Origin of the sequence: Kocuria rhizosphaerae, from assembly GCF_044462265.1 — a bacterium.
GTDB lineage: Bacteria > Actinomycetota > Actinomycetes > Actinomycetales > Micrococcaceae > Kocuria > Kocuria rhizosphaerae.
Window position 1 is genome coordinate 65,063 of sequence record NZ_JBISWL010000032.1, and the last position, 9,741, is coordinate 74,803.

7 protein-coding genes and 1 riboswitch are annotated in these 9,741 nt (G+C 71.2%); of the genes, 5 read left to right on the forward strand and 2 right to left on the reverse strand.

Annotation, left to right across the window (positions count from 1 at the left end):
* Window positions 1–75: 75 nt before the first annotated feature.
* Together ACH9EU_RS04135 and ACH9EU_RS04140 are read right to left on the reverse strand one after the other, a co-directional pair.
* The gene (locus ACH9EU_RS04135; protein ID WP_396412673.1) at window positions 76–1,191 is read right to left on the reverse strand and encodes a hypothetical protein; all 1,116 of its coding nucleotides are present in this window, start codon (window positions 1,189–1,191) and stop codon (window positions 76–78) included.
* Between the two features lie 83 nt (window positions 1,192–1,274).
* Complete coding sequence (locus ACH9EU_RS04140; protein WP_396412674.1) at window positions 1,275–2,420, reverse strand: 2-methylaconitate cis-trans isomerase PrpF family protein; 1,146 nt, start codon at window positions 2,418–2,420, stop codon at window positions 1,275–1,277.
* Window positions 2,421–2,541: 121 nt separating this feature from the next.
* Here ACH9EU_RS04140 and ACH9EU_RS04145 point away from each other — a divergent pair, with 121 nt between their 5' ends.
* The 5 genes from ACH9EU_RS04145 to glyA all read left to right on the forward strand — a co-directional run bounded on the left by ACH9EU_RS04145 (window position 2,542) and on the right by glyA (window position 9,706).
* A complete protein-coding gene (locus tag ACH9EU_RS04145; RefSeq protein ID WP_396412675.1) occupies window positions 2,542–3,486 on the forward strand; it encodes a LysR substrate-binding domain-containing protein in 945 nt (314 codons plus the stop codon).
* A gap of 135 nt (window positions 3,487–3,621) precedes the next feature.
* Window positions 3,622–3,714, forward strand: a riboswitch (glycine riboswitch).
* Window positions 3,715–3,865: 151 nt separating this feature from the next.
* On the forward strand, window positions 3,866–6,736 hold the full coding sequence (gene gcvP, locus ACH9EU_RS04150; RefSeq protein WP_396412676.1) for an aminomethyl-transferring glycine dehydrogenase: 2,871 nt from the start codon (window positions 3,866–3,868) through the stop codon (window positions 6,734–6,736).
* A 26-nt stretch (window positions 6,737–6,762) separates the two neighbouring features.
* Entirely contained in the window at window positions 6,763–7,884 is a 1,122-nt protein-coding gene (gcvT, locus tag ACH9EU_RS04155; RefSeq protein WP_396412677.1) for a glycine cleavage system aminomethyltransferase GcvT, read from the forward strand.
* A gap of 101 nt (window positions 7,885–7,985) precedes the next feature.
* Window positions 7,986–8,363, forward strand: coding sequence for a glycine cleavage system protein GcvH (gcvH, locus tag ACH9EU_RS04160; RefSeq protein ID WP_396412678.1), 378 nt, complete (start codon window positions 7,986–7,988; stop codon window positions 8,361–8,363).
* Window positions 8,360–9,706 carry a serine hydroxymethyltransferase gene (gene glyA, locus ACH9EU_RS04165; protein WP_396412679.1) on the forward strand — a complete coding sequence of 449 codons (1,347 nt, stop codon included), beginning with the start codon at window positions 8,360–8,362 and terminating at the stop codon, window positions 9,704–9,706. Before gcvH ends, glyA begins: the two co-directional genes overlap by 4 nt.
* Window positions 9,707–9,741 lie beyond the last annotated feature (35 nt).

Below are 9,741 nucleotides of genomic sequence, written 5' to 3' on the forward strand. Positions count from 1 at the left end.
GGAACAGGGGGCTGAGGCCGGTCCGGGCGCACCCGGTGCGACCGGGTGCGCCCGGACCGGGCGGGCACGGGGTGGTTACTGGCCGTCCACCGTCACGCCGTGCTCGCTCTCGAGCATGTCGAGGGTGTACTGACGGACGGAGTCCTCGATCTGGAAGGACTCGCGCAGGTCCTCCTCCGCGGTTTCCCCGGAGACGAGCGGGTATCCGCCGAGCACGTCCTCGCCGGCGCTGACGAACTCCTCGTCCTCGGCGACCTCGGTCGCCGCGTCACGGAAGGCGCTCACGATCTCCTCCGGAGTGCCCTCGTTCGCCCAGATGCCCTTCTGGTAGACGTAGCCCGGCACCAGGAAGGCCCGGTACGCCTCGTAGGCCTCCCCGGAGGGCTCTTCCCCGTGGATGTTCTCGTAGACCTCCTCCAGCGTCGGGAGGTCGGGCAGTGCGGGGTCGCGCACGATCTCCCCGTCCTCGAGGACGCCGAAGCTGAACAGCGGGACGGCCTGCCCCGACTCCACCAGGGGCTCCACCTGGGTCTTGTAGGCCGAGGTCGTCTGGTAGTCGAGGTTCACCTCGCCGCGCTCCAGCGCCAGCCGCGCAGGACCACGGCCCTCGAACCCGAAGGTCGACTCGATGTCGACGTCCAGGACGTCCATGGCCTGCAGGAGGGTCAGGTCGAGGCCGGTCGCGCTGATCCCGCCGTAGGACAGGGTGTCGGTGTAGTCGACGAGGTCCTCGGCGCTCTCGATCCCGGTGCTGGAGTTCACGTAGACCACGCCGCCCGTTCCGTTGAGCATCAACGGGATCATCTCGGCGAAGTCGAACTCGACCCCGGGCTGGCCGAGCAGCGCCTGGAAGTAGGTGGTGCCCGACGTGACCAGGAGGCTCTCGCCGCTGGTTCCGCCGGAGTGCACGAACTCGTTGGACCCCGTGACGGACTCGCCGCCGGGAACGTTCTCGACCATCAAGCGGGGGTTGCCCTCCACGTGCTCCTCCAGGTAGGGCGCCACGAACCGCGCCCAGGTGTCGGTCCCGCCGCCGGCCGAGTAGGGCACCTTCAGGGTGACCGAGGAGGGCATGCCGCCGTCTCCCTGGCCGCCCGCGGCGCTCTGGTCGGGAGCGGCGCACGCCCCGAGCAGCAGGGCCGACGTGGCGGCCACAGCCGCAACGGTGTGCTTCTTGATGTTCATGATCATGATCTGTCACCTCTTGTGTAGGGAGCGGCTGTGACACCGCCGTTCATATCGCAGTTCAGGGGAGTTGCTCGGACCGGCGAGTGCTACACGGCCAGTCGTTCGTCGGGGACGAGCACCTGGCCCTCCATCAGCCGCCGTGAGGTCCTGAAGCCGGAGGCGCTGTTGGCCCGCCACTCGGTTCCGTCGTGCTCGACGTCCGCGGTCATCACCAGCAGCCCTGCGGGATGACCGATGACGAATTCCCCGTCGTCGGGGCTCGCGACATCGTGGACCAGCGTCCCGGGCACATTGGCCGCGACCGCGGTCGCGATCGCCCCGGTCAACGGGTAGGAGTTGTGGACGCGGCCCATCGACATCATCATCGCCCGCACGCTGCTCTCCTCCGCGCGGACGGTCAGCCCGTTGGTCGCGACGTATTCCCTCGGGGCGCCGACCAGGGAGAGCTTGGGAACCGACGGCGCCTCCCGGGTCGCCTCCTCCACGGTGGCGGTGATGCCCGCCAGCACGGAGGCCTGGGCTCGCACCGACTCGATCCTGGCCAGCAACGCCGGATCGGCATCCACCTGGGCCGGCACCTCGAGGCCCGTCAGGCCCAGGTCCTCCCAGCGGACGAACACCAGCGGATTGGCCGCGTCGACGATGGAGACGGGAATCGTCCCCAGCCCCGGCAGGGTCAGCTCGTCGACCACGGAGCCCGTGGGGAGCAGCCTCCCGGTCACGGCCCCGCCGGGGCTCACGAAGTCCATCTGCACCCTGGACGCGCGTCCGGGGACACCCGCGAGCTCGAAGTCGCCGATGGGGTCGAAGCGCCCGTTCCTCGTCGGGACGTGGGCGACGATGACCTTGTTCGTGTTGAGGTTGAGGAACCTCACGAGCGTCACGGGGTCGGTGGCCTCCACCAGTCCCTCGTCGACGGCGAAGGGCCCGACAGCCGAGGAGATGTTCCCGCAGTTGCTGCGGCGGTCCACCAGCGGCTGGTCCAGGCTCACCTGCCCGAACTCGTAGGTGACGTCGACGCCGTACGCCGTGCCGTCGCCGATGATCGCCACCTTGCTCGTCGTGGACACCGCACCACCGAGTCCGTCGATCTGCCGACGATAGGGATCGGGGCTGCCCATGGCCGCCAGGATGAACGCGTCACGCAGGGCGGGGTCCACCGGCAGGTCCTTCTCGTGGAAGAACAGTGCCTTGCTGGTCCCGCCGCGCATCACGACCGCTGGAATGTGCATAGATCAACCTCTCCGAACTGCCCGACCTCGTGGTGAGATCTCCGACACACTCAGTCTCAGGGGGGTCGAAAGGTTAAGCAAGATCACACTTCTGTACAGCTACTGAAGCTATACTTCAATCATGATCAAACCCTCCAGCACAGAACGCGTCCTGCTGCTCGCCGACGTGGCCTCCTTCGGCACGATGACTCTCGCCGCCGAGGCTCTCGGCTACTCGGTGTCCGCCATCTCCCAACAGCTCCGGAAGCTCGAGACCGAGGCCGGGCAGCCTTTACTCCAGCGCCACAGTCGCGGCATCGTGTTAACCGATGCCGGACAAGCGGTGGTCAAGCACGCCGAGCAGATCCGCGGCCGCCTCGTGTCCCTGCAGTACTCGCTGGACGACATCGCCGGCCTCCGGGCCGGGACCCTGCGCATGGGGACGTTCCCCACGGCCGGCTCCTCGCTGGTGCCCTTGGCCATCAGCAAGTTCGCGCGCGAGCATCCCCTGATCGAGCTGTCGGTACGGAGCACCCGGCGTGACGCCCTGCTGAAGATGCTCTCGACCCGGGACATCTCGATGAGTCTCCTGTGGGACTACCAGTGGTCCCGCCTGGAGGTCCCGGAGGTCGACGTGCAGCATCTGCTCCACGATCCGACCGACCTCGTCGTCTCCCTGTCGCACCCGCTCGCCTCGCGCGAATCGGTCGCGATGTCCGAACTGCTCGACGAGATGTGGGTCGTGCGCACGGGCGAACACCCGATGATCGAGGTGCTCGTCCGGGCCGCCAACTCCATCGGGTTCCAGCCTCGCGTGGCCTACGAGGCGAACGACTACCAGGAGGCCCAGGCCATGGTCGCCGTCGGGGTGGGCGTCGCGCTCGTCCCGCGTCTCGCGCTGACGGTGCTGCGCGACGACGTGCGCGTCATCCCGCTCTCGGGGGAGGTTCCGCAGCGGCGGATCCTCCTGGCGCGGATGAAGGACAGTCAGCCCACGGCGGCGGAGGCCGCCATGACGACGATGTTCGAGGACGCGGCGCGCCGCCTCAGCGCTCGCGGGCCCAAGCGGAGCTCCAGCGCCCGGTGACATCTGGGCACCCCGGGACCGGTGGCACAATCTCGGGACGCGGTCGCCACTGTACGCCCAGGCTTGCCGGCAGGCTCGCCGAAGTGCGAGGTGTGGACAGCCGCGTGTGAGCCGGGCTACCCTTGAGAAAGCCAATGAATCGTGGTGGGAGAGTCCCGCCCACCGGCGGGCGCCGTAGGAGCAATTCCTCCCCAGGAAACTCTCAGGCCCCTGTACCACCACGGTTCGGCAACTCTGGAAAGCAGCCCGGCGCCCGGCGCCGGACTCACCGACGGTGCAAGCGGCCCTCCGGCCGCGGAATCTCTCAGGTCCCAGACAGAGCGGGGAGGAACTCGAACCGATCCACGCCGACCTGGCGTGCAGCCCCCGGGAGTTCCTCATGACGATCCAGCCCACGACCACGTCCCCGACGACGGTCTTCGCCGACCGGCACATCGGTGCCCGTCCCGACGACGCCCAGCGCATGCTCGACCGCGTGGGCTACACCGACCTCGACGCCCTGGCCGACGCCGCCGTGCCCGCCGACATCCGTCAGCGCACCCCGCTGCAGCTGCCCGAGGCGCTCAGCGAGCAGGAGGTGCTGGAGCAGCTGCGCGCCTACGCGAGCCGCAACACCACCGCCGTGCAGATGATCGGCCAGGGCTACTACGACACCCACACGCCCCCGGTGATCCTGCGCAACGTGCTGGAGTCCCCGGGCTGGTACACCGCCTACACCCCCTACCAGGCCGAGATCTCCCAGGGACGCCTTGAGGCGCTGCTGAACTTCCAGACCATGGTCGCCGACCTCACGGCGCTGCCCGTGGCCAACGCCTCGCTGCTGGACGAGGCGACCGCGGTCGTCGAGGCGGTGCTGCTGATGCGCCGGGCCAACAAGGCCCGCGGCAACGGCGCGATCGTGCTGGACGCCGACGCCCTGCCGCAGACCCTCGCCGTGGTGCGGGCCCGCGCCGAGGCGCTGGGCTTCGCCGTGCAGGTCGCCGACCTGAGGTCCGGTCTGCCCGAGGGCGAGATCACCGGCGTGGTCCTGCAGCAGCCCGGGGTCTCCGGGCGGGTCACCGACCACGCCGCGGTGATCGCCGAGGCCAAGGAGCGCGGGGCGATGGTCACGGTCGCCGCCGACCTGCTGGCCCTGACCCTCATCACCCCGCCCGGCGAGCAGGGCGCGGACATCGCGGTGGGCTCCTCCCAGCGCTTCGGGGTCCCCCTGTTCTTCGGCGGTCCGCACGCGGCCTACATGGCGGTGCGCCCCGGCCTGGAGCGCAACCTGCCCGGCCGCCTCGTGGGCGTCTCCAAGGACCCGACGGGACGGGCGGCCTACCGCCTGGCCCTGCAGACGCGCGAGCAGCACATCCGCCGCGAGAAGGCCACGTCCAACATCTGCACCGCCCAGGCGCTGCTGGCCGTCGTGGCCGGCATGTACGCCGTCCACCACGGCCCCGAGGGGCTGCGGGCCATCGCCGGCCGCGTGCACGACCACGCCCGGACCCTGGCCACCGTCCTGGACCGGGCCGGTCTCGACCTGGTCTCCGGCCACTTCTTCGACACGCTGACCGTGCGGGTGACCGGCCAGGCCGGGAAGGTCGTCCGCGCGGCCGAGGGCCGCGGCGTGAACCTGCGGTTCGTCGACGCCGACCACGTCGGCATCTCCTGCGACGAGGCGACCAGGCCCGAGCACCTCGTGCTCGTCGCCGAGGCCTTCGGGGTCCAGGAGGCGCCCGCGCAGGTCGCCGCCGGACCCCGCGGCTTCGAGCTCGACGAGGAGCTGCGGCGCAGCTCGGAGTTCCTCACCCACCCGGTGTTCTCCGCCCACCGCTCCGAGACGCAGATGCTGCGCTACCTGACGCGCCTGGAGAACCGGGACCTGGCCCTGGACCGGACGATGATCCCGCTGGGCTCCTGCACCATGAAGCTCAACGCCACGGCCGAGATGGCCGCCATCAGCTGGCCCGAGTTCGCCTCGATCCACCCGCTGGCTCCGGCCCACCAGACCACCGGCTGGCGCGCGCTGATCGCCGACCTGGAGAGCCGCCTGGAGGAGATCACCGGCTACGCCGCCGTGTCCCTCCAGCCCAACGCCGGCTCCCAGGGCGAGCTGTCCGGCCTGCTGGCCATCCGCGACTACCACCGCTCCCGCGGCGAGGGGCAGCGCACCGTCTGCCTCATCCCGGCGTCGGCCCACGGCACCAACGCCGCCTCCGCGGTCCTGGCCGGCATGCAGGTCGTCGTCGTGAGGACGGCCGCGGACGGGACGATCGACCACGCGGACCTCGACGCCAAGATCGAGGCCCACCACGACCGGCTGGCCGCCATCATGGTCACCTACCCGTCCACCCACGGGGTCTACGACGCCGACGTGCGCCAGGTCTGCGACGCCGTCCACGCCGCCGGCGGGCAGGTGTACATCGACGGGGCCAACCTCAACGCCCTGGTCGGCCTGGCCCAGCCCGGGAAGTTCGGCGGGGACGTGTCCCACCTGAACCTGCACAAGACCTTCTGCATCCCGCACGGCGGCGGCGGACCCGGCGTCGGGCCCGTGGCGGTGGCCGCGCACCTGGCGCCCTTCCTGCCCGGTGACGCGACCGGCGCCCAGGCCTCCCGGGCGGCCGGGGCGCCGATCTCGGCCACGATGTACGGCTCGGCCGGCGTGCTGCCCATCTCCTGGGCCTACGTCGCGATGATGGGCGGCGAGGGCCTCACCCGGGCCACGCAGACGGCGCTGCTGACGGCGAACTACGTCGCCACCGCGCTGAACGAGCACTACCCGGTGCTCTACACCGGCAACAACGGGCTGGTCGCCCACGAGTGCATCCTGGACCTGCGCGCCCTGACCGCCCGCACCGGCGTGACCGCCGAGGACGTGGCCAAGCGGCTGATCGACTTCGGGTTCCACGCCCCGACCCTGTCCTTCCCGGTGGCCGGGACGCTGATGGTCGAGCCGACCGAGTCCGAGGACCTCGGCGAGATCGACCGGTTCATCACCGCGATGGCCACCATCCGCGCCGAGATCGAGCAGGTGGCCCGCGGGGAGTTCAGCGCCGAGGAGAGCCCGCTGCGCCACGCCCCGCACACCGCCGAGGTCGTGGCCGCGAGCGACTGGGACCGCCGGTACTCCCGCGAGCAGGGCGCCTTCCCCGTCCCCGAGCTGCGCCAGGACAAGTACTTCCCGCCGGTCGGCCGCATCGACGGCGCCGCCGGGGACCGCAATCTGGTCTGCTCCTGCCCGGCCCCCGAGGCCTTCGAGAACTGACCGGCACCGCAACGAAAGGCACCGACATGACCGCCGACACCACGTCCCAGCACACCGCCCTGCACGACGAGCACGCCGCGCTCGGAGCCTCCTTCACCGACTTCGGCGGCTGGGACATGCCCCTGAAGTACGGCTCCGAGCTGGCCGAGCACCGCGCCGTGCGCACCGCCGCCGGCCTGTTCGACCTCTCCCACATGGGCGAGATCCGGGTCACCGGCCCGGACGCCGCGACGTTCCTGAACACCGCCCTGGTCGGCAACCTCGCCGCCATCGCCGTGGGACGGGCGAAGTACTCCCTGATCTGCACCCCCGAGGGCGGGATCATCGACGACCTGATCAGCTACCGGCTGGCCGAGGACGAGTACCTGGTGGTGCCCAACGCCGGCAACGCCCCGACCGTGCTCGCCGCCCTCCAGGAGCGGGCCGCCGGCTTCGACGTGACCGTGGCCGACGAGTCCGCCGAGACCTCCCTGATCGCCGTCCAGGGCCCGGCCGCGCAGGCCGTCCTGCAGGAGCTGGTCCCCGCGGAGCAGCAGCAGCTCGTCGCGGACCTGAAGTACTACTCCGCCGCGCCGGCCACCGTCGCCGGGACCGAGGTCCTGCTGGCCCGCACCGGCTACACCGGGGAGGACGGCTTCGAGCTCTACGTGCCCAACGCCCACGCCGCGCCGCTGTGGAAGACGCTCCTGGAGACCGGTCAGGGGCACGGGCTGATCCCGTGCGGGCTCGCCTGCCGCGACTCCCTCCGTCTGGAGGCCGGGATGCCGCTCTACGGCCAGGAGCTCACGCGGGACCTCACGCCGTACGAGGCCGGCCTCGGCCCGGTCGTCTCCTTCAAGAAGGAGGAGGAGTTCGTGGGCCGCCCTGCGCTGGAGGCCCGCAAGGCGGCCGGGGTGTCCCGCAAGCTGGTCGGCCTGCGCGGTGAGGGCCGCCGTGCGGCCCGCGGCCACTACCCGATCAGCGTGGACGGGACGGTCGTCGGCGAGGTGACCTCCGGGGCGCTCAGCCCGACCCTGGGCTACCCCATCGCCATGGCCTACGTCGACAACGAGCACACCGAGCCCGGCACCGAGGTGCAGGTCGACCTGCGCGGCAAGCCGGTGCCGTTCGCGGTCGTCGCCCTGCCCTTCTACAAGCGCGGGGAGTGACCGGGGCCCGCCCCGTCGTCGTCCCCACCTGTCGAGTCGTCCCCACCTGTCGAGTCGTCCCCACCTGTCGAGTCGTCCTACCCGTTGAAAGGATCCCGACCATGAGCAACATCCCGTCCCACCTGCGCTACTCCGCCGAGCACGAGTGGGTGGACGAGTCCACCCCCGTGAAGGTCGGCCTGTCCGCCGTCGCCGTCGACGCCCTGGGCGACGTCGTCTACCTCGACCTGCCCGAGGCCGGCTCCACCGTCACCGCCGGCGAGGTGTGCGGCGAGGTGGAGTCCACCAAGTCCGTCTCCGAGCTCTTCGCGCCGGTCTCCGGCACCGTCGCCGAGGTCAACGACGCCGTCGTCGACGACCCCGGGCTCGTGAACTCCGACCCCTACGGCGAGGGCTGGCTGTTCACCGTCGAGGTCACCGACGAGGGCGAGCTGCTGACCGCCGAGCAGTACGCGCAGGCCCAGGAGGACCAGGCATGAGCACGGAGACGCAGCAGGACGTCGAAACCCAGAACGCCGACCTCGCCGAGCTCGACCCCGAGGTCGCCGCGCAGATCGACCAGGAGCTCGGCCGTCAGCGCGAGGGCCTGGAGATGATCGCCTCGGAGAACCACACCGCCGTGGCCGTGATGCAGGCCCAGGGCTCCGTGCTGACCAACAAGTACGCCGAGGGCTATCCCGGGCGCCGCTACTACGGCGGCTGCGAGCACGTGGACGTGATCGAGCAGCTGGCCATCGACCGGGTCAAGGAGCTCTTCGGCGCCGGCTTCGCGAACGTCCAGCCCCACTCCGGGGCGCAGGCCAACGCCGCGGTCATGCACGCGCTGCTCCAGCCCGGGGACACCATCCTGGGTCTGAACCTCGCCCACGGCGGGCACCTGACCCACGGCATGAAGCTGAACTTCTCCGGCAAGCTCTACCAGGTCGTGCCCTACGGCGTGGCGGAGAGCACCTGCACCGTGGACATGGACGAGGTCGCCCGGCTGGCCCGGGAGCACCGCCCGCAGCTGATCATCGCCGGCTGGTCGGCCTACTCCCGGCAGCTGGACTTCGCCGCCTTCCGCGCGATCGCCGACGAGGTCGGAGCGTACTTCATGGTCGACATGGCCCACTTCGCCGGGCTGGTCGCGGCCGGGCTGCACCCCAGCCCGGTGCCGCACGCCCACGTCGTCACCTCCACCACGCACAAGACGCTGGCCGGTCCGCGCGGCGGCCTGATCCTGTCCAACGAGGCCGAGATCGCCAAGAAGCTCAACTCCGCGGTCTTCCCCGGTCAGCAGGGCGGCCCGCTCGAGCACGTGATCGCCGGCAAGGCCGTGGCGTTCAGGATCGCCGCCGGCGAGAACTTCCGCCGCCGGCAGGAACGGACCCTCGAGGGCGCCAGGATCCTCGCCCGCCGCCTGCTCTCCCCGGACGTCGAGTCCCGGGGGATCACCGTGGTCAGCGGCGGCACGGACGTGCACCTGGTGCTCGTGGACCTCCGCGGCTCGGCGCTGGACGGCCGGCAGGGCGAGGACCTGCTCGCGCAGGTCGAGATCACCGTCAACCGCAACGCCGTGCCCTTCGACCCGCGCCCGCCGATGGTCACCTCGGGCCTGCGCATCGGCACCCCGGCCCTGGCCACCCGCGGCTTCGACGCGGAGGCCTTCGCCGAGGTCGCCGACATCATCGCCGAGACCCTCATCGCCGGCGCCGACGCCGCGGCCGCGGACGGCGCCGAGGGCGCCGACCCGGCCGTCCTGTCCACCCTCAGGGCACGCGTCCAGCGGCTGGCCGCGGACCACCCGCTCTACCCGGGCCTGGCACCACTGAGCGAGGGCTGACCTCGAGCCGCACCCCGGGCACCGGGACCGTGGTG